This window comes from Nonomuraea sp. NPDC049607, assembly GCF_040675375.1.
GTDB lineage: Bacteria > Actinomycetota > Actinomycetes > Streptosporangiales > Streptosporangiaceae > Nonomuraea.
Map to the genome: position 1 here is coordinate 30,887 of NZ_JBFAOV010000001.1, position 22,038 is coordinate 52,924.

General features: G+C 70.9%; 25 protein-coding genes. 8 read left to right on the top strand and 17 right to left on the bottom strand.

The features are described 5' to 3' along the window. Window position 1: 1 nt before the first annotated feature. The gene (locus AB0J97_RS00170) at window positions 2-1,162 is read left to right on the top strand and encodes a hypothetical protein (protein ID WP_364082576.1); all 1,161 of its coding nucleotides are present in this window, start codon (window positions 2-4) and stop codon (window positions 1,160-1,162) included. Here AB0J97_RS00170 and AB0J97_RS00175 read toward each other — a convergent pair. Further along, on the bottom strand, window positions 1,159-1,377 hold the full coding sequence (locus AB0J97_RS00175) for a DUF4229 domain-containing protein (RefSeq protein WP_357692410.1): 219 nt from the start codon (window positions 1,375-1,377) through the stop codon (window positions 1,159-1,161). The two genes, AB0J97_RS00170 and AB0J97_RS00175, sit on opposite strands and share 4 nt — an antisense overlap. A 257-nt stretch (window positions 1,378-1,634) precedes the next feature. Here AB0J97_RS00175 and AB0J97_RS00180 point away from each other — a divergent pair, with 257 nt between their 5' ends. Further along, window positions 1,635-1,856, top strand: a complete 222-nt coding sequence (locus AB0J97_RS00180) for a BldC family transcriptional regulator (RefSeq protein ID WP_026214226.1) — start codon at window positions 1,635-1,637, stop codon at window positions 1,854-1,856. A 165-nt stretch (window positions 1,857-2,021) separates the two neighbouring features. Here the strand turns inward: AB0J97_RS00180 and AB0J97_RS00185 are convergent, their stop codons facing one another. Together AB0J97_RS00185 and AB0J97_RS00190 are read right to left on the bottom strand one after the other, a co-directional pair. Continuing rightward, window positions 2,022-2,264: a hypothetical protein gene (locus AB0J97_RS00185; RefSeq protein WP_357692412.1), complete on the bottom strand. Its 243-nt coding sequence runs from the start codon at window positions 2,262-2,264 to the stop codon at window positions 2,022-2,024. A gap of 10 nt (window positions 2,265-2,274) precedes the next feature. Then, window positions 2,275-3,252: a hypothetical protein gene (locus tag AB0J97_RS00190; protein WP_364082581.1), complete on the bottom strand. Its 978-nt coding sequence runs from the start codon at window positions 3,250-3,252 to the stop codon at window positions 2,275-2,277. A 123-nt stretch (window positions 3,253-3,375) separates the two neighbouring features. Here AB0J97_RS00190 and AB0J97_RS00195 point away from each other — a divergent pair, with 123 nt between their 5' ends. Beyond that, window positions 3,376-3,663: a PLD nuclease N-terminal domain-containing protein gene (locus tag AB0J97_RS00195; RefSeq protein ID WP_364082584.1), complete on the top strand. Its 288-nt coding sequence runs from the start codon at window positions 3,376-3,378 to the stop codon at window positions 3,661-3,663. On the opposite strand, the gene ccsA is transcribed toward AB0J97_RS00195, so the two are convergent. From ccsA to AB0J97_RS00220, 5 genes are all read right to left on the bottom strand, one after another. Beyond that, window positions 3,660-4,619 (bottom strand): cytochrome c biogenesis protein CcsA, encoded by a 960-nt coding sequence (gene ccsA, locus AB0J97_RS00200; RefSeq protein WP_357692419.1) that lies wholly within the window; start codon window positions 4,617-4,619, stop codon window positions 3,660-3,662. The two genes, AB0J97_RS00195 and ccsA, sit on opposite strands and share 4 nt — an antisense overlap. Further along, window positions 4,609-6,171, bottom strand: coding sequence for a cytochrome c biogenesis protein ResB (locus AB0J97_RS00205; RefSeq protein ID WP_364082587.1), 1,563 nt, complete (start codon window positions 6,169-6,171; stop codon window positions 4,609-4,611). The genes ccsA and AB0J97_RS00205 overlap by 11 nt, the downstream gene beginning before the upstream one ends. After that, window positions 6,171-6,893 carry a cytochrome c biogenesis protein CcdA gene (locus tag AB0J97_RS00210; protein WP_364082590.1) on the bottom strand — a complete coding sequence of 241 codons (723 nt, stop codon included), beginning with the start codon at window positions 6,891-6,893 and terminating at the stop codon, window positions 6,171-6,173. The genes AB0J97_RS00205 and AB0J97_RS00210 overlap by 1 nt, the downstream gene beginning before the upstream one ends. Further along, a complete protein-coding gene (locus tag AB0J97_RS00215; RefSeq protein ID WP_357692425.1) occupies window positions 6,886-7,458 on the bottom strand; it encodes a TlpA disulfide reductase family protein in 573 nt (190 codons plus the stop codon). The genes AB0J97_RS00210 and AB0J97_RS00215 overlap by 8 nt, the downstream gene beginning before the upstream one ends. A gap of 71 nt (window positions 7,459-7,529) precedes the next feature. After that, window positions 7,530-8,168, bottom strand: coding sequence for a histidine phosphatase family protein (locus AB0J97_RS00220; RefSeq protein WP_364082593.1), 639 nt, complete (start codon window positions 8,166-8,168; stop codon window positions 7,530-7,532). Window positions 8,169-8,414: 246 nt separating this feature from the next. Here AB0J97_RS00220 and AB0J97_RS00225 point away from each other — a divergent pair, with 246 nt between their 5' ends. Next, window positions 8,415-9,275: a DMT family transporter gene (locus AB0J97_RS00225; RefSeq protein WP_364082596.1), complete on the top strand. Its 861-nt coding sequence runs from the start codon at window positions 8,415-8,417 to the stop codon at window positions 9,273-9,275. A 39-nt stretch (window positions 9,276-9,314) separates the two neighbouring features. Here the strand turns inward: AB0J97_RS00225 and AB0J97_RS00230 are convergent, their stop codons facing one another. Beyond that, window positions 9,315-10,235 carry a LysR family transcriptional regulator gene (locus AB0J97_RS00230; RefSeq protein WP_357692431.1) on the bottom strand — a complete coding sequence of 307 codons (921 nt, stop codon included), beginning with the start codon at window positions 10,233-10,235 and terminating at the stop codon, window positions 9,315-9,317. A 183-nt stretch (window positions 10,236-10,418) separates the two neighbouring features. Here AB0J97_RS00230 and AB0J97_RS00235 point away from each other — a divergent pair, with 183 nt between their 5' ends. After that, entirely contained in the window at window positions 10,419-11,318 is a 900-nt protein-coding gene (locus AB0J97_RS00235; RefSeq protein ID WP_364082599.1) for an EamA family transporter, read from the top strand. Here the strand turns inward: AB0J97_RS00235 and hemL are convergent. The 7 genes from hemL to AB0J97_RS00270 form a co-directional block, all read right to left on the bottom strand. Next, window positions 11,260-12,549 carry a glutamate-1-semialdehyde 2,1-aminomutase gene (hemL, locus tag AB0J97_RS00240; RefSeq protein ID WP_364082602.1) on the bottom strand — a complete coding sequence of 430 codons (1,290 nt, stop codon included), beginning with the start codon at window positions 12,547-12,549 and terminating at the stop codon, window positions 11,260-11,262. The genes AB0J97_RS00235 and hemL overlap by 59 nt on opposite strands. A gap of 48 nt (window positions 12,550-12,597) precedes the next feature. Beyond that, on the bottom strand, window positions 12,598-13,227 hold the full coding sequence (locus AB0J97_RS00245; RefSeq protein ID WP_357692437.1) for a bifunctional DNA primase/polymerase: 630 nt from the start codon (window positions 13,225-13,227) through the stop codon (window positions 12,598-12,600). A gap of 130 nt (window positions 13,228-13,357) precedes the next feature. Beyond that, window positions 13,358-14,341, bottom strand: a complete 984-nt coding sequence (hemB, locus tag AB0J97_RS00250) for a porphobilinogen synthase (protein WP_357692439.1) — start codon at window positions 14,339-14,341, stop codon at window positions 13,358-13,360. Beyond that, window positions 14,338-15,843 (bottom strand): bifunctional uroporphyrinogen-III C-methyltransferase/uroporphyrinogen-III synthase, encoded by a 1,506-nt coding sequence (locus AB0J97_RS00255; RefSeq protein ID WP_357692441.1) that lies wholly within the window; start codon window positions 15,841-15,843, stop codon window positions 14,338-14,340. The genes hemB and AB0J97_RS00255 overlap by 4 nt, the downstream gene beginning before the upstream one ends. A 35-nt stretch (window positions 15,844-15,878) precedes the next feature. Continuing rightward, window positions 15,879-16,784, bottom strand: coding sequence for a hydroxymethylbilane synthase (gene hemC / locus AB0J97_RS00260; RefSeq protein WP_364082607.1), 906 nt, complete (start codon window positions 16,782-16,784; stop codon window positions 15,879-15,881). Beyond that, the gene (locus AB0J97_RS00265; RefSeq protein ID WP_364082610.1) at window positions 16,781-18,037 is read right to left on the bottom strand and encodes a glutamyl-tRNA reductase; all 1,257 of its coding nucleotides are present in this window, start codon (window positions 18,035-18,037) and stop codon (window positions 16,781-16,783) included. The genes hemC and AB0J97_RS00265 overlap by 4 nt, the downstream gene beginning before the upstream one ends. Beyond that, window positions 18,034-18,711 carry a redox-sensing transcriptional repressor Rex gene (locus AB0J97_RS00270; RefSeq protein ID WP_364082613.1) on the bottom strand — a complete coding sequence of 226 codons (678 nt, stop codon included), beginning with the start codon at window positions 18,709-18,711 and terminating at the stop codon, window positions 18,034-18,036. The genes AB0J97_RS00265 and AB0J97_RS00270 overlap by 4 nt, the downstream gene beginning before the upstream one ends. Before the next feature lie 114 nt (window positions 18,712-18,825). On the opposite strand from AB0J97_RS00270, the gene AB0J97_RS00275 reads away from it, so the two are divergent. Beyond that, on the top strand, window positions 18,826-19,059 hold the full coding sequence (locus AB0J97_RS00275) for a glutaredoxin family protein (RefSeq protein ID WP_357692449.1): 234 nt from the start codon (window positions 18,826-18,828) through the stop codon (window positions 19,057-19,059). Here the strand turns inward: AB0J97_RS00275 and AB0J97_RS00280 are convergent. Continuing rightward, window positions 19,056-20,459 carry an antibiotic biosynthesis monooxygenase gene (locus AB0J97_RS00280; protein ID WP_357692451.1) on the bottom strand — a complete coding sequence of 468 codons (1,404 nt, stop codon included), beginning with the start codon at window positions 20,457-20,459 and terminating at the stop codon, window positions 19,056-19,058. The genes AB0J97_RS00275 and AB0J97_RS00280 overlap by 4 nt on opposite strands. Window positions 20,460-20,747: 288 nt before the next feature. On the opposite strand from AB0J97_RS00280, the gene AB0J97_RS00285 reads away from it, so the two are divergent. Together AB0J97_RS00285 and AB0J97_RS00290 are read left to right on the top strand one after the other, a co-directional pair. Continuing rightward, window positions 20,748-21,323 carry a sigma-70 family RNA polymerase sigma factor gene (locus tag AB0J97_RS00285; protein ID WP_364082617.1) on the top strand — a complete coding sequence of 192 codons (576 nt, stop codon included), beginning with the start codon at window positions 20,748-20,750 and terminating at the stop codon, window positions 21,321-21,323. 60 nt (window positions 21,324-21,383) lie between these two features. Beyond that, the gene (locus AB0J97_RS00290) at window positions 21,384-22,031 is read left to right on the top strand and encodes a DUF5667 domain-containing protein (RefSeq protein WP_364082620.1); all 648 of its coding nucleotides are present in this window, start codon (window positions 21,384-21,386) and stop codon (window positions 22,029-22,031) included. Window positions 22,032-22,038: the final 7 nt, after the last annotated feature.

Genomic DNA, 22,038 nt, shown 5'->3' on the forward strand with positions numbered 1-22,038 from the left:
CGTGGCGCATCCCCGCGTGGTCTCGGCCGACCCGGTCGACAACACCCCCCACGTCCTCGACGGCATCGTCAACGCCATCGCGCTGGTCGGCGGCACCGTCGTCGTCGGCGGCTCGTTCAGCGAGGTCGGCGACGCCGCCCGCACGTACACACTGCGCCGGGCCAACCTGTTCGCCTACGACCTGGCGACCGGCCGCATCCTGCGCGACTTCGCGCCGTCCGTCGCCGGCCCGGTCTACGGCCTGGCCGCCGGCGACCACGGCACGGTCTACGTGGGCGGCGCCTTCCCCGGCGTCAACAACACCGGCGCCCGCGCGCTGGCCCGGATCAGCCTCGCCGACGGGCAACTCGTCAGCGGCTTCTCCCCCCGCATCGAGGGCGGCATGGTCACCACCCTCGTCAGGAACGGGTCCAAGCTCTACGTCGGCGGCGACTTCGTCCGGCCGCGCGTCGCCCTGGCCGGGCTCGACGCCGCGACGGGCGTGGCCGACCCCGGCTTCGTCATCACGCCGGGCGAGCCGCTGACGCCCAGGGTGAAGGTCCAGGCCCTGGCTCTGTCGGGGAGCAGGCTGGCGGTCGACGGCTCGTTCACCATGCTCGGCGGGAAGTCGCGCCCGCAGCTCGGGCTGGTCGACGTCAGCGGGCCCGTGGCCAGGGTCGCCGACTGGCGCACCGAGATCTACGCGCAGCGCTGCGCCGAGCCGTTCCCCTCCTACGTGCGCGGCCTGGACTTCTCCCCCGACGGCCGCTATTTCGTGGTCGTCACGACCGGGGGCCCGAGGGGTCGCATGTGCGACACGGCCGCCCGGTTCGAGACCTACGCGACGGGTTCGGACATCAGGCCGACCTGGACCAACGCCACCGGCGGCGACTCTCTCTACGCGGTCGCGGTGACCGGCTCAGCGGTCTATGTCGGCGGCCACCAGCGCTGGCTGAACAACCCGCAGGGCCGCGACTCGGCCGGCCCGGGCGCGGTCCCCCGCGAGGGCATCGGCGCCATTCATCCGTCCACCGGAAAGGCGCTCGCCTGGAATCCCGGCCGGGAGCGCGGCATCGGCGTGAAGGCATTTCTGGCGCACAAGACAGGGCTACTAGTCGGTAGTGACACAACGCGACTCGGACGGGAGTACCATGCCCGGATTGGCATGTTCCCCCTGCCCTAGTCGCCCTGCGGCTTCGGGCGATCGATCTTGTTGCTGAGGCGTTGGCTGACGGCGTCACGCTGCCTCGACAGCAACACGTAGCTGGCTACGCCGCTGATCACGAAAGCGGCTGCGAGCAGGATCAGCGGGTTTTGCAGGCCGACGAGGTAGAGAACACCCAGGGTCACGACAAACAGGCCGATCCGCGACGCGGTGTAAACGAGAACGGGATGCACAGGTTCGAGGTTACTCGTCCCTGGGTAGCGGTCGCTCTTCGCATCGGACGCGAGCGCTGCTACTGTTCCCAGTAAGGGTGTTTCGTAAAGAAACACCCACGAGAGCCCCAAAGAGGCTCTATCATATAACAATCGGGCAGTCAGCTGATAACAACCCGTGATCTTTGTCGAAAACCACGGATAAATCAGGCTTCGCTCGACACACTGGTTACCTGTCCGCCCGCTGGCAGGAAGCGGGATGCGAGGGGGAGAGATTGGTGGAGAGTAGCAGCGAGCGTCTGCTGACCCCAGGAGAGGTTGCCGCCCTCTTCCGGGTAGACCCAAAGACGGTTACGCGCTGGGCTGCGGCAGGCCGCATCAGCAGTATCCGCACCCCCGGAGGGCACCGGCGCTTCCGCGAGTCGGAAGTGCACGCCCTTCTTAGAGGCGAGGACGTTCTCACGGCCGACAGGCCAGCAGGTGAGTCCCCGCGCGTCTGACGTTCCGTCTAGTCGGTGATCCTGAGATCCGCCAGGATCACCGCTGGCGGGACCTCAATCCGCCTCACGTCGTGAGGCCGTGAACGAGCGTGCTTCCGGGCCACACCTCCCGAGGGCAAGCACGGGGCGGCGCCAACCGCCGACCGTGGCTGGCGCCTGTCCTCCTCAGGCGTCCTCCTGGCTGGCCTTGAACGCCAGGAACTCGCGTTCGAGGTCGTCGTTCTCCTCCTCCCAGCGACGCCTGCGCTCGGCCGCCTCCTCCTCGGTCAGCGACTCGGGCAGCCACTTGTCGTATTCGGGATCGCCGGGCTGCACGTCCACGTACGCGTTGCCGATCAGACGCCCGTCTTCGCTGGTCAGGCTCTGCGGCACGCGCAAGGTCCCGTCCGCGAGCCGGATCACGTACATGGCTGATCACCTAGATTCCGTAGCGCCGGTTGAAGAAGAGCATGACGTCGAGCGCCATCCGTGTGTCGCCGCCGAGCATGTCCACCAGGGCCGGGCGCTGGCGGGCGGCGATGGCCGCGAAGGCGTCGGCGAAGAACTCCTTGCGGCCCAGGCCGTTGCCCTGGCGGTGGAAGGTCGAGGCCAGCTTGGGGAAGGCGTTCTGGTAGAGCTTGAGGAACTCCGGCGAGTCCGACACCCATTCGCCGTGGAGCGAGTCCAGGTCGTCGATGGCGTGCCCGACCTCGTGCATCATCACGTCCGGCGTGGGTGAGGGCCGGTCGCCCACCACGATCTTGCGGTCGCCGTACGCGCCGGCGCAGATGTCCCAGGTGGCCCGGCCCGCCGGGAGCGGCGCGCCGCGTAAGTAGCCCATGTCGTCGAGGTCGGGGACGCCGCCCGCGCCGACGTAGATGCCTTCCAGGCCGGTCGCCAGCAGCTCCTTCAGCCGTTCGGGCAGCCGGGCCAGGCTCTCCACCGCGCGTACTGCGTCCTTGGACGGCGGGCCGTGCCGGGCGTCCCATTGGCGGTGGAGGATCTTCTCCAGCTTGCCGCAGTGGCGCAGGCCGTCGCCGATGGAAGGGGCCTCGGGCCTGTTGGGCTGGGCCCTGGGGGGTGTGTCGTCGAGCTCGAAGTCGTACCAGGTGTAGCGGGGGCGTTCGGCGACGGCCGCGGGCAGGCGTTCCCCGCGCTCGCGCAGCGAGAGGCCGTCCCAGGTCACCTCGCGCCGCTGGGGGGCGCCGGGGCGGGCGAACCGTTCCGGCTGCTGCTCCTTACGCCGCTCCGCGCCGTTGAGCCGCTCTCTCGGGACCTCGGGGCGGCTGTCCCTCCGCCGGGACCAGAAGGAACGGTCCGCGTCCGGAGGAGCCTCGTCGCGCCGCGAGAACAGGTACGACCCGCGTCGCCACCAACGGCCGCGCCGATGTCGGCCCTTGTCGTGAGAAAAGGCCATCGCACCCCTTCACGCCGCGTCCATGCCGAACCGGGTTCCACGGTACGACGCTGATCTTCCCGAGTCATCCGAAACGGGACATCGTCCGACACGATCACGTCGCGGATGGCTTACAGTTCGGGCATGGCAGGTGTTCTGATCGGCCTGGCGTTGCTGGCCTTCTGGCTCTTCTCACTCTTCGACGTCATCACCGCACCCGAGGAAGAGGTCAGGAACGTACCAAAGGCGCTCTGGGTCCTCATCGTCGTGCTGATCCCGCTTCTCGGCGGCGTGATCTGGATGCTGCGCGGGCGGCCGAAGGCCGAGCGCGACCCGTGGCCGGTGTCGCCGGGCCCGGGCGCGCCGAAGGGCCCGGACGACGACCCCGACTTCCTGAGAGATCTCGACCGGCGGATGCGCGGCGAGGACTAACCGCTGACGTCGGCGTAGCTGTGCAGGCCGGAGATGAAGATGTTGACGCCGACCAGGTTGAACATCAGGCACCCGAACGCCAGCAGCTGCACGATCATGGCGGCCCTGCCCCGCCAGCCGGCGGTCACCCTGGCGTGCAGGTAGGCCGCGTACGCCACCCAGGTGATGAAGGACCAGACCTCCTTGGGGTCCCAGCCCCAGTAGCGGCCCCAGGCGCGGTCGGCCCAGAGCGCGCCGGCGATGACGGCGAACGTCCACAGCGGGAAGGCCAGCACGATCGCGCGGTGGGCCACCCGCTCCAGGTCGTCGCGGCTGGGCAGGCGGGACAGCCCGTCGCCGCGCACCAGGAACAGCACACCCGACACGCCGGCCAGCGTGAACAGCCCGCTGGCCAGGATCGCCGCGCTGACGTGGATCGCGATCCAGTACGAGTTCAGCGCCGGCACCACGGGCCCGGCCGCCGTGTAGAGCACCTTGACCGCGAACCCGAGCCCGAGCGTCGCGGCGATCATCACGAACGCGCCCAGGAACCGCACGTTCTGACGCACCTGGGTGAACAGGAACGCGGTCACGGCGGCGAGGCAGATGGCCACCACGAACTCGTACATGTTGCCCCACGGCCACCGGCCGACCGCCAGGCCGCGGGTGATGATGGCCCCGAGGTTGGCCGCCCAGCCGATCCAGGCCAGCACGAGGGCGATGCGCCCGGCCTTGGCCCCGCCTCCCATGACGGGCACGGGGTCGGCGACGGCCTCCTCCGCCTCGGGCGCGGAGTCGCCGTCCGAGGGGGCGCCGACCGTGACGGGCTGCCGGGCGGCCCGTTTCACGGCGGCCTTGCCCAGCACGGCCCTGCCGAAGGCCAGCTCCATCGCGAAGCCCACCATGGCGAAGATGTAGAGCAGGACGGTGGCGACGACGAAATTGTCGCTCAGCTCGGCCAATTGCTCAGCGGACATGCTGTTCTCCTGCTGATAGAGCCTTGACGATCTCGGCGAACTCCTCGGCGAAGCCCGCCGCGGAGCCCTCGGTGCGGGTCAGGCCGCCCACGTCGACCCGCCCTTCCTTGATCCGCACCCAGACACGGCGGCGACGGATCATCAACGACAGCGCGATGGCGACGACCGCGACCGCCGCGGCGATCAGCGCGGGCACGCGCCCCGGGTCGTAGGCGGTCTGGAGCGTGATCCACTCCTTGACGCCGGTGAACTCCAGCTTCCCGGCCCCGCCGGGCAGCGTGGTCGACTCCCCCACCGACAGCGGCTTGGTCGCGAACGATCCCCGCACCACCGGGACGACCTTGCCGTCGAGCTCGTCCGGCAGGATCTTGTAGACCGACTGGGGCTTGCCCGACCGCATGCCGAGGTCGCCCACGTAACCGCCCAGGAGCTGCACCTGCGGCTGGAGCTCGCCGGGGAAGGCCGAGGCGTAGTTGCCGTCGGTCAGCGGCACGCTGGTGGGCAGGAAGCGCAGCAGGAACCCCAGCTGGGACGGCTGCGCGTCGGGCGCCTTGACCACGCACGACGAGGTCAGCGTGGCCTTCTGGTCGATCAGGCAGGCCACGGGCCCTTCGTAGGCGACCTGGCCCTTGCCGTCGGTGACCTTGAAGACGGGCGCGTAGCCGTGGCCGATCAGGTACGTCTGCGTCCCGTCGACCTCTAGCGGGTCGTTGACCTTGAGCTCGTAGTCGCGGACGGGCGCGCCGGGCTCGTCGTGCACCTTCAGGTAGGCGGAGTAGTCGAGCTCCTGGCCCTTCTTGTCGCCCTCGACCTGGTAGGTGGCCTTGAAGTCGGACAGCTCGAAGGAGAACGGCTGGAGCGACTCGGCCGAGACCCGGCTGCCGGGGATGAACCTGTCGTAGGCGGCCACGGTGTTGGCGAAGCCGTCGCCCTCGACGACCAGGACGTTGCCGCGGTAGCCGTACAGGGAGCCGAAGCCGACCGCGAGCAGGATGCCGATCAGCGCGACGTGGAAGAACAGGTTGCCGGTCTCGCGCAGGTAGCCCTTCTCCGCGGCCACCCAGCCGTCGCCGGTGACGACGCGGAAACGCAGCTTGCGCAGCCGTCCGGCGGCCTCCTCGACGGTCAGGTCGCCCTCGAAGGAGTCGGCGTGCGGCAGCCGGGACAGGTTCTTGGGGGCCGCGGGCGGCTTGCGGCGCAGCTCGCGCAGATAGGTCGCGGTGCGCGGGATGATGCAGCCGACGAGCGAGGTGAACAGCAGCAGGTAGACGGCGGCGAACCAGACCGAGGTGAACACGTCGAAGAGCTGGAACCGGTCGTACCACTCGGCCAGGGTGGGGTTCTGCTGGTAGAGCAGCGCCACCTTGTCGGGCTCGACGCTGCGCTGGGGCACCAGCGAGCCGGGGATCGAGCCCAGCGCGAACAGGAAGAGCAGGATCAGCGCGGTCTTCATCGAGGTGAGGGTGCGCCAGCACCATCGGAGCCAGCCGACGGGCCCCAGCCTGGCCTGCCGCGGCTCGCGCTCCTCACGCACCAGCTCGTCGACGCTCATCAGATCACCGGCTCGAACGCGCCGATGAGCCCCTGCATGGCCGCGATCATCGCTCCCCAGAGTCCGGTGACGAGCAGCAGCCCGACGGCCACCATCATGACCCCGCCGATCCTGGTGATCAGCTGGGTGTGCCGGCGCACGGCCCGGAACGTGCGCAACGCCTTGCTGTAGGCCAGGGCCGCGGCCACGAAGGGCAGCCCGAGACCGAGCGCGTAGGCGACGGCCAGCAGGGCGCCGCGCGAGGCGCTGCCCTCGTTGAGCCCCAGCGTGAGCACGACGGCCAGCGTGGGGCCGATGCACGGCGTCCAGCCGAGGCCGAACACCACGCCGAGCAGCGGCGCGCCGGCCAGGCCCGCGGCCGGCAGCTTGTGGATGCGCACGTCGCGCATCAGGCCGGGCAGCACGCCCAGGAACGCCAGCCCGAGCAGGATCGTCAGGACGCCCAGCACCCGCGTGATGATCTGGGCGTTGCCCAGCATGATCGAGCCGAGCCCGCCGAACAGCGCGCCGCTGAGCACGAACACCAGCGCGAACCCGGCCACGAACAACACCGTGCCGAGCACCAGCCGCCCCCGCTTGGGGTCGGCGCTCATGCCCGTCACGTACGACAGATAGCCCGGCACCAGCGGCAGCACGCACGGCGACAGGAACGACACCACCCCGGCCAGCAGCGCGATCGGCAGCGCGAGCAGCAGCGAGCCCGAGGCGACGACGTCACTCATCGCGCACCTTGGTGAGCGTGTTCATCAGGTCGGTGTACTTGACCGCCCCGAGCGCCCTGGCCGCGACCCGCCCCTGCTTGTCGATGACCAGCGTGGACGGGATCGCCGCGGGCGGCACGGTGCCCTGGAAGGACAGCGCGACCTTGCCGGGCTGGTCGAAGATGTGGGAGTAGCCGGTCTGCTCGGTGCGTTCGAAGGCGATGGCGTCGGCCTGGCGGTCCTTGAAGTCGACGCCGATGAACTGCACGTCGCCCTTGGTCTTGGCGGCGGCCTCCTTGAGCACCGGCGCCTCGGCCCGGCACGGGCCGCACCACGAGGCCCAGAAGTTGATCACCACGACCTTGCCCTTGTGGGCGGCCAGCGAGGCCGTGCCGCCGTCGAGCGTGGGGCCCTCGACCGGCGGGGCCGCCTTGCGGTCGGAGACGTCGAAGACCTGGATCTTGCCGTCGCCCGCGACGAACCGGGTGTCGCCCACCTGGGGCTGCCCGCTCTGGTTGGCCGCGCAGCCCGTGGTGAGCGCGGCCAGCGCGGCCAGGAGAACGAGGGAGATGGACGTCGCGCGCACGGAGGATGATCTCCTTGTACTACAACCGGTAGAGCTTGCAACTCTACCGGCGGGGACTCATGGCCCGGACATCAGGCCCCTGGTATCGACGGCCCCGCGCTCAGCGATCCGGCCGGCTCGCTGTAGCCGACGCTGACCAGGCGGTCGCCCTCGAAGGTGAAGGTGGTGAGGCTGGCCAGCGCGCACTGCCTGCGGCGCGGGTCGTGCCAGAGCCGGCGGCCCTCGGCGGCCATCCTGATCGTCCAGATCGGGAGCTGGTGGCTGACCAGGACGGCCTCGTGCCCGCGCGCGGCGGCTCTGGCGTCGTCGACCGCCGCCTTCATCCGCGCCACGATCGCCGGGTACGCCTCGCCCCACGACGGGCGCAGGGGGTTCCAGAAATAGCGGTAGTTGCGCGGGTTGCGGAGGATGGCCAGCCCCTGGCCGACCGGACGGCCCTGCAGCATGTTCGCCGCTTCGAGCAGGCGGTCGTCCTTGGTCACGTCGAGGCCGAGCTTGTCGGCGAGCGGAGCCGCGGTCTCCAGCGCGCGTTCGAGCGGCGAGCTGTGGACGGCGACGATGTCGCGACCGCCGACGGCCTTGGCGACCGTCTCGGCCATGAGCCTGCCGGTGTCGGACAGGTGGTAGCCGGGCAGCCTGCCGTACAGGATGCCGCCGGGATTGTGCACCTCACCGTGGCGCAAAAGGTGGACGACGGTGGTTTCAGCCATGGTGTGCCACAGCCTATCCGTTTCGATGCCGGTCATAGTCAGGGGCTGCCTGGTCCGGCATTTCGCGCGGCGGTAGGGTCGGGGACGACTGCGCCTAGGGTTCCGCGTCCGGCCTGCCCTCCCCCGCCACCACAACCAGGGCCGGAAGACAGGTCCGAGCGGCGCCACGGCCCCCGGGGGGTCGTACAGCTGACGGGACAAAAGCCTGGAGGCTCCTCTCCGTCACCCCTGGAAGGAGTCGCCCGCATGAGCCCTTGGGCGCTGGTCCTCATTCTCGTCGCCGCCGTCGCGCACGCCACCTGGAACCTGCTGAGCAAGAAGGCGGCCCAGGCCGACGGGATCGTCTTCCTCTGGCTGATCGGGGTCGTGGCCACGGTGGTGTGGAGCCCGCTGTTCGCCGGGTTCCTGCTGGTCACGGGCGCCCGGCTGTCGTGGGGCGACCTCGCGGTGATCTGCGGCAGCACGGCCCTGCACCTGGGGTACTTCGTGCTGCTCCAGCGTGGCTACGGCGCGGGCGACCTGTCGCTCGTCTACCCCGTCGCCCGCGGCACCGGGCCGATGCTGGCCAGCCTGGTGGCCGTGCTGTTCCTGGGCGAGCATCCGGCGCCGGCCGGCGTGGCCGGGATCGTGCTCGTCGGGGTCGGCGTGTTCATGATGAGCGGCGGCGCGGCCGGGCGCGGCGACCTGCGGGGGGTGGTGTCCGGGCTGGTCGTGGGGCTGTTCATCGCGGGGTACACGGTGTGGGACTCGCAGGTGGTCAGCGCGTTCGCGGTGGCGCCGATCATGCTCAACTACCTCGGGGAGGTCGGGCGGGCGCTGGCGCTCACGCCGTTCGTCGCCGGGGCCAGGCGGCGGCTGGTCGTGAGCGTGTGGCGGGAGCACCGGTCGCGGATCGTGGGGGCGGCGTTCCTGATCTTCCTGTCGTACCTGCTGATCCTGGTCGCGTTCACGATGGCGCCGGTGAGCGTGGTCGCGCCGGCGCGCGAGGTGAGCGTGCTGATCGCGGTGGTGCTCGGCGGGCGGTTGCTGGCCGAGGGCGACCTGCGGCGGCGGCTGCTGGCGGCGGGCGTGATCCTCGGCGGCGTGGTGGCGATCGCGCTCAGTTGAGCGCGGGCGCGGAGGCGGGGGCAGGCGCGTGGCGGGTGCTCAGCTGACCGCCCAGGCGTTCTCCTGCTCGCGGCTGACGGCGACCAGCGCCTCGACCGTGGCCCTGATCGCGGGACGGCGGGCCGCGTCGGTGCGCCACACCGCGTAGATGCGGCGCGACTGCCGCGGCATGAGCGGGACCAGCCGCACGCCGTCGGGCACGCAGTCGCGGCCCAGCCGCGGCACGATCGCGCAGCCCAGCCCGGCGGCGACCAGGGCGAGCTGGGTCGGGTACTCGTCGGCCATGCAGGCGATCTCCGGCTCCAGCGAGGCGTTGCGCAGCGTGAAGACCAGCCAGTCGTGGCAGACCGTGCCGGGCGAGGAGCTGATCCACTGCTCGCCGTGCAGCTCGGCCAGCCCCACCTCCCTGCGCCCGGCCAGCGGGTGACCGGCGGGGATGGCGACGTCGGCCACGTCGTCGAGCAGCGTGGCCCTGGACAGGCCCTCGGGCATGGCGATGGGCCGGTTGAGCCAGTCCTGCATCACGCCCAGGTCCAGCTCGCCCCTGGCCACCTCGCGCAGCACCCGCTCGGGCTCGCGCTCGTAGAGGTGCACGTGCAGGTCGGGGTGGTTCTTCTTGAGCCGGACGACCGCGCCGGGCATCAGCCCGCGGGTCGCGGTGGCGAAGGCGGCGATGCTGAGCCGGCCGACGACCTCGCCGCGCAGGGCCTCGAAGTCCGCCTCGGCGGTCTCGACCAGGGCGAGGATGCGTTCGGCGTGCTCGGCGAGCAGGCCCGCGGCGTCGGTCAGCCGGACGCCGCGCCCGTTGCGCTCCATGAGCCGGGCGCCCGTCTCCCGCTCCAGCTTGGCGATCTGCTGGCTGACGGCCGAGGGCGTGACCATGAGCGCGTCGGCCGCCGCGCCGACCGAACCGTAGACGTGCACGGCGTGAAGAGCCTTGAGCCGGTTCAGGTCCAACATGTAAGCCAGACTAAAGGGTTTAGCGTAGAAAGTCTCGCTTGTGGTTGTATCTGAAGCAGATGAAAATATATGCATGCGAATCATTAAGAGCAGGAAGCCCGAGACCCGTTCCACCTCGTACCTCAAGGTGCTCGCCGAGCAGGCCCGCGAGCAGCGCAACCGGCACCAGAAGACCCGCTCTGCGTGAGCCCCCGCCACCTCGCCCTCGCCGTCGGCCTCGCGGCCGTCTGGGGCTTCAACTTCGTCGTCATGCAGGTCGGCCTGAAGTACTTCCCCCCGCTGCTGTACGCGGGCATCAGGTTCACCCTGGCGGCGTTCCCCGCCCTGCTGCTCGTGGGGCGGCCCGGAGTTCCGTGGCGCGGGGTCGCCGGGGTGGCGGCCACGCTCGGAGTGGGTCAGTTCGGCCTGTTGCTGGTGGGCATGCGAGCGGGCATGCCGGCCGGGCTGACCTCTCTCGTCCTGCAGATGCAGGCGCTCTTCACCGTGCTGTTCGCGGTGACGCTGCTCGGTGAGCGGCCCACCGCCCGCCGCGTCCTCGGTCTGGCGGTCGCCTTCGGCGGCCTGGCCCTGGTCGCGTTCGACTTCGGGGTGTCCGGCCCGCTGGGCGCCTTCGCCCTGTGCGTGGCCGCCGCCGCGGCCTGGGGCCTCGGCAACGTGGTGCAGCGCAGGGCCGCGCCGCCGGACTCGCTGCGGTTCATGGTCTGGGTGAGCGCCTTCTCGGCGCCGCCCCTGCTGCTGCTGTCGCTGCTGGTCGAGGGGCCGCCCGTGCTGGCCGCCCCCGCCGAGGGATGGTTGTCGCTGGCCTACGTGGCCTTCGTCTCGACGCTCGGCGGGTTCGGCGTGTGGGGCTGGCTGCTGCGCCGGTACGACGCCTCGACCGTGGCGCCGTACACGCTGCTCGTGCCGGTGTTCGGCATGTCGTCGGCCGCGCTGGTGGCCGGCGAGCCGCTCTCCTGGATCGAGCTCCTGGCCGCGGCCCTCATCGTCGCCGGCGTGCTCTACGCCGGCACCAGGCCGCGCCGGGTCACAGAACCGCCGCGGCCGCCTTCGCCGCTGCCGGCAGGGCGTCGGCGATCCGGTTGAGCGCCTCGTCGTCGTGGGACGCCGACAGGAACCACGCCTCGTACGCCGACGGCGGCAGATAGACACCCTGGTCGAGCATCGCGTGGAAGAACGCGGTGAAGGCCGCGGTGTTCTGGGCCTTCGCCTGGTCGAAGTTGCTCACCTCGGCCTCGGCGAAGAAGATCGAGAACAGGCTGCCGGCCCGCTGCAACCGGTGGGGCACGCCCGCCTTCGCCAGCGCCTCGGCCGCCGCGTCGCCCACCGCGAGCGCCGCCGCGTCGATGCGCGCGTAGGCGTCGGCGTCGAGGGCGCGCAGGGTGGCCAGGCCGGCCGCGCAGGCCAGCGGATTGCCCGACAGCGTGCCCGCCTGGTAGACCGGGCCCTCCGGAGCCAGGAAGGCCATCACGTCGGCCCGGCCGCCGAACGCCGCCGCGGGCAGGCCGCCGCCCATGACCTTGCCGAACGTCATGAGGTCGGCGTCGACGGGGTCGAGGCCGTACCAGCCGGCGGACGAGACGCGGAAGCCGGTGAGCACCTCGTCGACGATGAGCAGCGCGCCGTTGGCCGTGCACAGCTCGCGCAGCCGGGCGTTGAAGCCGTCGCGCGGCGGGACGACGCCCATGTTCGCCGGGCACGCCTCGGTGATCACGCAGGCCACCTCGGCCGCCGCGAACGCCTCCTCCACCGCCTGGATGTCGTTGTACGGCAGCACGATCGTGTCGGCCGCCGACGCCCCGGTGACCCCCGGCGTGTCCGGCAGCCCGAACGTCACCACCCCTGACCCCGCCGAGGCCAGCAGCGCGTCGACGTGCCCGTGGTAGCAGCCGGCGAACTTGATCACCTTGGACCGCCCGGTGAAGCCGCGCGCCAGGCGCACCGCGCTCATCGTCGCCTCGGTGCCGGAGCTGACCAGGCGCACCTTCTCGACCGGCGCCATCCTGGAGACGATCTCCTCGGCCAGCTCGACCTCGCCGGGCGTGGCGGTGCCGTAGGAGAAGCCGTGGGCGACCGCGCCGGAGACGGCCTCGACGACCGCGGGATGCCGGTGGCCGAGGATCATCGGACCCCAGGAGCAGACCAGGTCGACGTAGCGGTTGCCGTCGACGTCGGTGATGTAGGGCCCCTGGCCGGAGGCCATGAAACGCGGCGTGCCGCCCACCGCGCCGAACGCGCGCACGGGCGAGTTGACGCCGCCGGGCACCACTTCCCTGGCGCGGGCGAACAGGTCCTCGGAGTTCTGTGTACGGCTCACCCGACCCAGGTTAGCCCCGCGTACCGGTGCCCTCGCCGCAGGGCGTGGTCAGTCGGCCAGCCATTCCAGGATGCGCAGCGGGTCGGGCAGCGGGCGGCCGTCCGGCGGCCGGAGCCAGGAGACCGGCTGGCCCGTGGGCAGGGTCGAGGGCGGCGCGAGCACGTAGCTGTCGCGGCAGTGCCAGCGCAGGCCCGGCGTGTCGTCGATGGTGGCCGGGTCGCAGTCGAGCTGGCAGGACCACCACTCGTCCTCGTCCTCGGGATTGCCGCGGGTGGCCACATAAAACAAGACCCGGTCGCCTTGAGCGGCGACCGGGCCTGGGTGGGCATCGGCGGCGTCGATCCTGGTGAGGGCTGACAGGCCGGAGGCGAGCGGTACGTCGAACACGTCGAACACGCGCCCTGTGGGCAGGATCACGTTGGCCTCGGGCTCGCTCTCCCACCAGCGGGTCAGCAGCGTCGTGTCCGTCGTGGCCTGCATGTGCCAGGCGGGCGAGAGCGGATGGGCGCCCGGGTCGGGACAGCCGACGCGGTCGCACGAGCACGCGCGGGGGCCGTGACGCAGCGGAAAGGCCCCCGGCACGACGGGCCAGCCCAGGGACGCGTACTCCAGCACAGTATCGATGCGCGTCGGCCGCGACCGCTTTCTGGTACGCCGAGCCAGTGGTACCCCCACCATGGTGTCTCCCGTCGAAGTCCAGCGCCTGAGGAGGTCCCGGCTCCGGGCCGTTCGCGCACCGCGGGACACACCAGCACTTGTTATCGCACTCTAACGCACAGGCCTCAGGAGTTGACGGGAAACCCCATGGTTAGAGCCCTCGTGCCACTTCCGTCGCCCAGTACGTGAGGATCAGGTCGGCGCCGGCGCGCTTGATGGCGACCAGCGACTCCATGATCATCCGCTCGCGGTCGACCCAGCCGTTGGCCGCGGCCGCCTCGACCATCGCGTACTCGCCGCTCACCTGGTACGCCGCCACCGGCACGTCGACCGCGTCGCGCACCCGGGTGATGACGTCGAGGTAGGCCAGCGCAGGCTTGACCATGACGGCGTCGGCGCCCTCCGCCAGGTCGAGCCTGACCTCGCGCAGTGCCTCCTCCAGCGGACCGGCCGGGTCCTGCTGGTGGGTGCTGCGGTCGCCGAACTGCGGCGCGCACTCGGCCGCCTCGCGGAACGGGCCGAAGAAGGCGGAGGCGTACTTGACGGAGTAGGCCAGGATCGGGACGTCCGCGTAGCCGGCCCCGTCGAGCGCGGTCCGGATGGCGCCGACCTGGCCGTCCATCATGCCGCTCGGCGCCACCATCTGGGAGCCGGCGGCGGCCTGGGCCACCGCGATCGAGGCGTAGCGCTCAAGCGTGGCGTCGTTGTCGACGTCGCCGGACGGGGTGAGGATGCCGCAGTGGCCGTGGTCGGTGAACTCGTCGAGGCAGGTGTCGGCCATGACCACGAGGGCGTCGCCGACCTCGGCGTTCACCTCGCGCAGGGCGACCTGGAGGATGCCGTCGGGGTCGTCGGCCGCCGAGCCGGTCGCGTCCTTGACCGCCGGGATGCCGAACAGGATCAGGCCGCCCACGCCCGCCTCGGCCGCCTCGTGCGCGGCCTTGCGCAGCGAGTCGCGGGTGTGCTGGAACACACCCGGCATCGACGCCACCGGCTGCGGCTCGTCGATGCCCTCCTTGACGAACATCGGCAGGATCAGGTCGGCGGCGTGCAGCCGGGTGCCCGACACCAGCCGGCGCAGCGCCGGATTGCGGCGCAGGCGCCGGGGACGTGCGACGGGGAACTGGGCGCTCACTTGGCTCTCCTCCTGGCGCCACGGCGGTTCTGGGAGGGCTTGCGCGGGCTGTCACCCGCGGCCACGGCCGCCTGGCGCTGCTTGGCACCGAACTCGGCCAGCGCTGCGGCCAAGGCGGATGCGGATGGCTTGTCGGACATGACGTCGACCCGGAGCCCGAACTCCTCGGCCGTCTTGGCCGTCTGCGGCCCGATCACCGCGATCACGGTGACGTTGTGCGGCTTGCCCGCGATGCCGACCAGGTTGCGCACGGTGGAGGACGAGGTGAACAGCACGGCGTCGAACCCGCCGCCCTTGATCGCCTCGCGGATGGGCGCGGGCGGCGGCGCGGCGCGGACCGTCCGGTACGCCGTCACGTCGTCGCACTCCCAGCCCAGCTCGGTGAGCCCGGCCACCAGCGTGTCGGTCGAGATGTCGGCCCGCGGCAGCAGCACCCGGTTGATCGGGTCGAGCATCGAGTCGTAGGGAGGCCACTCGGCCACGAGCCCTTCGGAGGACTGCTCCCCCGAGGGCAGCAGGTCGGGCTTGACGCCGAACTCGACCAGGGCCTGGGAGGTGGCCTCGCCCACGGCGGCCACCTTGAGCCCGGCGAAGGCCCGCGCGTCGAGCCCGTACTCCTCGAACTTCTCGCGCACCGCCTTGACGGCGTTGGCGCTGGTGAAGGCCACCCACTCGTAGCGGCCGGTGACCAGGCCCTTGATGGCGCGGTCCATCTGCTGCGGCGTGCGCGGCGGCTCGACCGAGATGGTCGGCACCTCCTCGGGCACCGCGCCGTAGGCCATGAGCTGCTCGGACAGACTGCGCGACTGCTCCTTGGTACGCGGCACCAGCACCCGCCACCCGAACAGCGGCTTGGTCTCGAACCACGACAGCCTGTCGCGCTGCCCCACGGCCTCGCCGACCACGATCAGCGCGGGCTCGGTGAACCCGGCGTGCTTGAGGTCGGCCTGCAGCCGTCCGAGCGAGGACACGACGGTGTACTGCTCGGTGGTGGTGCCGCCGCTGCTGACCGCGACGGGCGTGGTGTCGGGCTTGCCGCCGGCGATCAGCGCCTTGCCGATGGCGACGGCCTCGGTGATGCCGTTGTAGATCACCAGCGTGCCGCGGGTGGCGGCGTGGGACGACCAGTCCTGCTCCTGAGCAGCGTCGACGACGCGGAACTCGGGCACGGCCGTGGCCGCCGGGATGCCGGCGTAGGTGAGCACCGCGGTCGCGGGCGGCACGCCGGGCACGATCTCGAAGTCCACCTCCGCCGCCACGCAGGCCGCGACCTCGTCGTCGATCGAGGAGAACAACATGGGGTCGCCCGCGCACAGGCGCACCACGAGCTGCCCGGCCTTGGCCCGCTGGACGTAGTCGCCCTCGGCGACCTCGACGCCCTCGCGGCAGTACTTGAGCAGCGGGCCGAACTGCTCGTCGTCGAGCACGACGGCGTCCGCCTTGCCCAGGAGTTCGGCGGCGCGGAGCGTCAGCAGGTTGGGGTCACCGGGACCCGCCCCCACGAAGGCGACGAAACCGGAGGTTGGACTATCGGAGCTCAATGGGATTGCTCCCCCATCAATCTGTCGGCCCCTTCGGCGATCATCTCGGCCGCCAGGAGGCGGCCCAGCTGTGCAGCCTCCGAAGGAGAGCCGGCGGCGGACTTGCGGACCGCTTCGCGGCCGTCGATGGAGACGACCGTGGCGGTCAGGTTCAGAGTGTGCCCGTCATCGGCCGCGAAAGCACCCACGGGAGCGGCGCAGCCGGCCTCCAGTGCGGACAACACGGCGCGTTCGGCGGTCACCGCGCTGCGCGTGCGCGGGTCGTCGAGCACGGCCAGGGTCTCGACCAGGTCGGCGCGGCCGGCCAGGCACTCGACGGCGAGCGCGCCCTGGCCGGGGGCGGGCAGCAGCTCCTCGACCTCGAAGATCTGCGCGATCTCGCCGCCGCGGCCGAGCCTGGTCAGCCCGGCGCTGGCCAGCACGACGGCGTCGAGCTCGCCCGCGGCGATCTTGCCGATGCGCGTGTCGGCGTTGCCGCGGATCGGGACGTACTCAAGGTCGGGGCGCAGCGCGCTCAGCATGGCGACCCGGCGCGGCGAGCCCGTGCCGACCCGGGCCCCGGCGGGCAGGTCGGCGAACTTGTGCGAGCCGACCAGCGCGTCGCGGTGGTCGTGGCGCTCGGGGAGCGCGGCCAGCGTGAAGCGCGGGTCCTGCTTGGTCGGCAGGTCCTTGAGCGAGTGGACGGCGAAGTCGATCTCGCCCTCGACCAGCTTGTCGCGCAGCGCGCTGACGAACACGCCGGTGCCGCCGAGCTGCGCCAGGTGGGCCTTGGTCACGTCGCCGAAGGTCGTCACGCCCACCAGCTCGACCGGACGCCCGGTGCGCTCGGTGAGGGCGTCGGCCACCATCTGGGACTGCGTGGTCGCCAGCACACTGCGGCGGGTGCCCAACCGCAGGTTCACAGCTCCACCTCCCTCACGGCCGCGGGCATCTTCGGGTCGAGATCGAACAACTCACGCAGGGCTTCCGCATAATGATCGCCCCCTGGACCGGCGGCGAGCTGCTTGACACGCACAGTCGGCTCGTGAAGCAGTTTGTCAACGACCCTCTGCACGGTCATGGCGACTTCGTCCCTGGCCTTGTCGTCGAGATCGGGCATACGCATCATCAGGCGGCCGAGCTCGGACTCGACCACGCCCGCCGCCTTGCTGCGCAGCGCCACCACGGTCGGGGTGACGCGGGCGGCGCGGGCGGCGTCGAGGTAGGTGTTGAGCTCCTCTGCCACGAGGGCGCGCACGGACTCGACGGCGTCGCCGCCGTGCGAGCCGATGCCGGACTCCTGGATGGTCTCCAGGTCGACCAGTGTGATGCCGGGCACCTCGCGCACGGCCGGGTCGATGTCGTGCGGCAGCGCCAGGTCCAGCAGGAACGCGCCCCTGGTCAGCATATCCGGGGTTATGACGTGCCGCCCCGCGCCGGTGCAGGTGATGACGACGTCGGCGCCCGCCAGCTCCTCGCGCACGGCGGCGAACCCGACGGCCCGGCCGCCGACCGAGTCGGCCAGCCGCGCGCCCCGCTCGTACGTGCGGTTGGCCACGACGATGTCGGTGACGCCGGCGCGCTGCAGCGTGACGGCGGCCAGCGAGCTCATCGAGCCGGCGCCCACCACCAGCGCCCGCCGCCCGGCCAGGTCGCCCGCGAGCGCGAGGCCCGCCGAGACCAGCGAGGGGCCCGCCTGGTCGATGCCGGTGTCGGCGTGGGCGCGCTTGCCGACGCGCAGCGCCTGCTGGGTCAGCTCGTTGAGGGTCGCGCCGACCGTGCCGTGCTTCTGGGCGAGCTTGAGCGCCTGGCGGACCTGGCCCAGGATCTGGCCCTCGCCGACGGCCATGGAGTCGAGGCCGCACGCCATCGAGAACAGGTGCTCGACGGCCCGCTCCTCGTAGTGCACGTAGAGATGCGGGGTCAGCTCGTCGGCCGGCACACCCGAGTGCACGGCCAGCAGCCCGCTGATCGAGGTGACCGCGGCGTGGAAGCGGTCGACCGTGACGTAGATCTCGACCCTGTTGCAGGTCGAGATCACCATGGCCTCCGCGACGCTGGCGTCCTGCTGCACGTCGTGCAGCAGCTTGACCAGCGCGTCACCGGTCACCGAGACGCGTTCGAGAAGAGCCACCGGAGAGGTCCGGTGGCTTAGTCCGATCGCCAGAACACTCATTGACCGTCCACCGCCATGAGTGGCCCCCCAGCTTTGCGTTGCTCGTGGAACGCGAGAATCTGCAGTTCGATTGACAGGTCGACCTTCCGGACGTCGACGGTGTCCGGAACGGTGAGGACGACTGGGGCGAAGTTCAGGATGCTGGTCACGCCCACGGCGACAACGCGATCGCACACTTCCTGCGCCGCTGCCGCCGGTGTCGCCAGTACCACGATCGAGACTCCACGCCGCCTGATGACGGCTTCCAGTTCGTCGATGTGCTCCACATTCAACCCCGCGATGGTGTCGCCCACGACTTCGGGGTCGGCGTCGAAGAGCGCGGCCACGCGGAAGCCCCTGGAGACGAAACCGCCGTAGTTCGCCAGGGCGCGGCCGAGGTTGCCGACCCCGACGATCGCCACCGCCCAGTCCTGGGTGAGGCCGAGTTCGCGGGAGATCTGGTAGACGAGGTACTCCACCTCATAGCCTACGCCGCGGGTGCCGTACGAGCCGAGGTGCGAGAGGTCCTTGCGGAGCTTGGCCGAGTTCACGCCCGCGGCCACGGCCAGGTCCTCCGAGCTCACGGTCGCGACGCCGCGCTCCGCCATCCCGTGCAGCGCCCGCAGGTACAACGGAAGCCTGGCGACCGTCGCCTCGGGGATGCCGCGGTCACGGGACTGGGACGGGCTCTTCACGTGCCGGAGCTCCAGGGAACGGGCGGTGGGGACCGCGTGAACGGATTAGAACCGTCTTTCAGGTTAATCCCTTTGTGAACCGATGCACAAAGTAGGGGCGCTACCGTTGGGGACATGCATCGCATCACCTTGCTCGGCAAGCCCGGCTGCCACCTCTGTGACGACGCCCGCGCGGTCATCGCCAGGGTGGCCGGAGAGCTGGGTGTGCCGTGGGAGGAGGTCAGCATCGACTCCTCCGAGGAGCTGAGGGAGAAGTACTGGGAGATGATCCCGGTGACGTTGATCGACGGCGTGCAGCACGACTTCTGGCGGGTCGACGAGACCCGCCTGCGCGCCGCCCTGGCCTAGAACATCACGGTGGGCAGCGGCACCACCTTCGCGGCGTTGACGTTGAGCTCGATGACGTTGGTGGCCAGGACCATCGCCTGACGCTCGTTGAGGAAGCGCTCGACGTGCGGCTGGCGCTGGTGGTCGCGGTAGGCGACCTCGTCCCGGTAGAGCTCGTAGACGATGCGCTGCAGGGGGGCCGACTTGACCGCGTGGCAGGCGTAGACGAGCGTGTCGGGCTCGCTGCGGCGCACGGCCTCGACGGTGGCCTCCGCCAGGCGGTCGAACGCGGCACCGGCGCCGTCCATGATCGTGAAGACGGTGAGCAGGCCGTAGATGCTGGGCGCGGGACGGCCCCCGCCCTGCTGCGGCTGCGGCTGCGGCTGCGGCTGCGACGGGCTGAACAGCTCGGCGCCCGGGTAGGCCACGCCGGTGCCGGGCATCGAGTAGTCGGGCCGCTGGGGCGGGGGCTCCATGCGCGGGGAGGTGTCCATGCGCGGGGGCGGGGAGCCGTTCATGATGTAGCCGGTCGCCGGGCCGGTGTCGGGGGCGGCCCCCATGCGGGCGGCGTAGTCGACCTGCTGGTCGCCCGCCCGGTACTCGGCCACCAGGTCGCCCAGGCCGGGTGAGCGGCGCGGGGGCGCCACGGGAGGCGGCTCGGCGGCCGGCACGGGCTCCGGCGCGGCCCTGCGTCCCGGCCGGTGCTCCCGGTCGTCGTGCGGCGCCTCAAGCTCGTCCTCGTCGTCGTCCTCGTACGGCGCCAGCGGGCGCAGCACGGTGTACCAGATCGCCGCCGAGCCCACCGCGAGCAGCGCCGTGGTGAACAGCGGCGGGACCGCGAACCGCATGGCGCCCACCAGCGCGATGCTCGACGGCGCGATGACCAGGACCGCGTGCAGGTTGTCGGTGTCGTACTCGTCGCCGCCGCGCCACTTGAGCGCGGCCACCACCACGCACGCCAGCAGGACGAGCACGTCGATCGCGTGCACGCCGATGAGCAGCTTGTCCGGGATGAGCCCCCACAGGGCCGAGCCGGACGGCAGCTTCTTGCCCAGGTCGGTGGACCTGAGCGGGTCGAAGGTCAGGATCGCGACGGAGACGACGGTGAGCGCGATGCCGAACAGCCACGCGAGGAATCTCGGCGGCACCTTGTCGGCCATCAGCTGGATCAGTCCCACGGCCAGCCAGAGCGGCGCCAGCAGCGAACCCGTCACCTGGTAGATCCGGAACGTGACCGGCCCGAAGCCCAGGACGGAGCCGATGGCGACCACGGCCAGCGACAGACACAGGGCTCCAGCTGCAACGGTCCAGGCGATCAACCAGCCCTCGGGCTCGTCGCGCAACCGGCGGATCAGGGCTCCGGTCGCGACGGCGGCGAGGAGCGCACCGGCAAGGGCTATGACAGCAACAAGGATCTCCATGGTGACTCCAATGCTGCCGGACGATGCCTCCCGGCCGGTAGCCGAAGAGGAAACAGGCGCTCCATGAGGGGCTTCGCCGCAGGCTGTGGGGTATGCGCCTATACGGTATAGGGCGATTACTCGTAGCCATGCCAGCGGGCACGGATTGTGGAATTTCGAGTTGATTTCTAGAGTATTCGAGCACGCCGCACCCCTTACCCCTAGGGATATCGGATGCCTGATTCGTGGCCGTTCGCCGGGCTGCTTGCTCCGCCGGTCGCTGGACCTGCCCGGACGGGCGAGCTTGGCGTGCGCGAAGAAGTGCGCGAAGAAGTGCCCGACGACATCCGCACGCTGGTGCTGCACGCCAAGAACGGATGCACGGACTCCTTTGGCACGCTCTACGACCGCTACGTGGACCTGGTCTACCGCTACATCTACTTCCGCGTCGGCGCCCACCAGCTCGCCGAGGACCTCACCAGCGAGACCTTCCTGCGCGCGCTGCGCAGGATCGGCGACTTCACCTGGCAGGGCCGCGACTTCGGCGCCTGGCTCGTCACCATCGCCAGGAACCTGGTCGCCGACCACTTCAAGTCCGGCCGCTACCGACTGGAGATCCCGACGGGGGAGCTGATCGACGTACCGCTCGAAGGCTCGCACATCCCGGAGAACGCGGTGGTCACCGCCATCATCAACGACCGGGTGCTGCGCGCCGTCCGCGATCTCAATCCCGACCAGCAGGAATGCGTGGTGCTGCGCTTCCTGCACGGCCTCTCGCTCGCGGAAACCGCGTTGATCATGGGGAAGAAGAGTGGAGCGATCAAAGCGCTGCAGTTTCGAGCCATTCGAACGCTCGCCAGGGCACTCAAGCACGACCTGGCGTAACCTCCCCCACCCGCACCTCGTTAGGCCAGTTGTCACGGCTGGATCCCTCAGGGAGCTGTCATGAGTAGGGCGCGCAGGCGGCGGGAGCTCGTCATCGAGCGTCTCACGGAGCTGCGGGGCCCGTCCGTGGGCGGCGGGCCGGAGCCGGCCTTCCGCGAGCGGCTGCGCGAGGACCTGGTCTCCGGCCGCCTGCTGCTGTCGGCCCCCGACGAGGAGCGCGCCCCGGCCCCGGCCGGCCCGCCCGTTCGGCGCCGCCGCCCGCTGCTGTCCCAGCTCGCCACGTTCGGCCTGGCGGGGGTCATGGTGATCGCCGCCTTCACCACGTACCAGGCGGTCCCTGGCGACACGCTGTACCCGCTCAAGAGGGCCGCGGAGAGCACCTTCGTGCACCTGAGCACCGACGACGCGGAACGCGGCGCGCGCGAGCTGGCCTCGGCCGAGACCCGTGCCAAGGAGGTCGCCAGCCTGCTCGGCTCGTCCACCGACAGCCCGCTGGTGGGCGAGACGCTCAAGGACATGGAGGACTCCACCCGCTCCGGCATCAGCCGGCTGACGCGTACGCAGCCCCGCTCGTCCAAGATCAAGAAGTTCGCGCAGAAGCAGCGGGACGTGGTCGAGCCGATGCTGGACCAGCTCAACGAGGCACAGAAGGGACAGGCCGCGGGCTACCTCGACTACATCGAGGGGCTCGTGGCACCGGCTAGGTAAGCTGAAC

Bases quoted from the DNA above. Each gene is read 5' to 3' on its own strand.
- AB0J97_RS00185 (WP_357692412.1), bottom strand. From the start codon at position 2,264: ATGTACGTGATCCGGCTCGCGGACGGGACCTTGCGCGTGCCGCAGAGC.
- AB0J97_RS00190 (WP_364082581.1), bottom strand. From the start codon at position 3,252: ATGGCCTTTTCTCACGACAAGGGCCGACATCGGCGCGGCCGTTGGTGG.
- AB0J97_RS00195 (WP_364082584.1), top strand. From the start codon at position 3,376: ATGGCAGGTGTTCTGATCGGCCTGGCGTTGCTGGCCTTCTGGCTCTTC.
- ccsA (WP_357692419.1), bottom strand. From the start codon at position 4,619: ATGTCCGCTGAGCAATTGGCCGAGCTGAGCGACAATTTCGTCGTCGCC.
- AB0J97_RS00205 (WP_364082587.1), bottom strand. From the start codon at position 6,171: ATGAGCGTCGACGAGCTGGTGCGTGAGGAGCGCGAGCCGCGGCAGGCC.
- AB0J97_RS00210 (WP_364082590.1), bottom strand. From the start codon at position 6,893: ATGAGTGACGTCGTCGCCTCGGGCTCGCTGCTGCTCGCGCTGCCGATC.
- AB0J97_RS00220 (WP_364082593.1), bottom strand. From the start codon at position 8,168: ATGGCTGAAACCACCGTCGTCCACCTTTTGCGCCACGGTGAGGTGCAC.
- AB0J97_RS00225 (WP_364082596.1), top strand. From the start codon at position 8,415: ATGAGCCCTTGGGCGCTGGTCCTCATTCTCGTCGCCGCCGTCGCGCAC.
- AB0J97_RS00230 (WP_357692431.1), bottom strand. From the start codon at position 10,235: ATGTTGGACCTGAACCGGCTCAAGGCTCTTCACGCCGTGCACGTCTAC.
- AB0J97_RS00245 (WP_357692437.1), bottom strand. From the start codon at position 13,227: ATGGTGGGGGTACCACTGGCTCGGCGTACCAGAAAGCGGTCGCGGCCG.
- AB0J97_RS00265 (WP_364082610.1), bottom strand. From the start codon at position 18,037: ATGAGTGTTCTGGCGATCGGACTAAGCCACCGGACCTCTCCGGTGGCT.
- AB0J97_RS00275 (WP_357692449.1), top strand. From the start codon at position 18,826: ATGCATCGCATCACCTTGCTCGGCAAGCCCGGCTGCCACCTCTGTGAC.
- AB0J97_RS00280 (WP_357692451.1), bottom strand. From the start codon at position 20,459: ATGGAGATCCTTGTTGCTGTCATAGCCCTTGCCGGTGCGCTCCTCGCC.
- AB0J97_RS00290 (WP_364082620.1), top strand. From the start codon at position 21,384: ATGAGTAGGGCGCGCAGGCGGCGGGAGCTCGTCATCGAGCGTCTCACG.